Source organism: Mesorhizobium sp. M7A.F.Ca.MR.362.00.0.0 (assembly GCF_004023175.1).
GTDB lineage: Bacteria > Pseudomonadota > Alphaproteobacteria > Rhizobiales > Rhizobiaceae > Mesorhizobium.
This window is the reverse complement of the sequence record NZ_RZTF01001107.1, coordinates 1-241: the sequence shown is the minus strand read 5'-3', so window position 1 is coordinate 241 and position 241 is coordinate 1. Positions and strand designations below refer to the sequence as shown.

Here is a 241-nt window from a genome sequence, read left to right as displayed (position 1 = left end):
CCTTTCTCCGAAACAATTTTATCAGGAAAATCTTTTGACCAATGTAGAACAAGCATTAGCTATCTCTAAATTAGATTCCTCCTTTTTAGATTTAGAGATCACAGAACAAACTGCTATTAATAATTTACAAGCAGTTCTGCCTAAACTACATGCATTAAAAGCATTAGGTGTAACTATCTCTATTGATGATTTTGGGACAGGCTATTCCTCCCTTTCCTCTCTAGCTGAGTTTCCAATTACT

General features: G+C 34.4%; 1 protein-coding gene. It reads left to right on the top strand.

Translation table 11 applies throughout. From position 1 onward, the window contains the following. Positions 1-241 (top strand): EAL domain-containing protein (locus EOC06_RS39295; protein WP_164899106.1); only part of this gene is annotated, 241 nt, incomplete at both ends.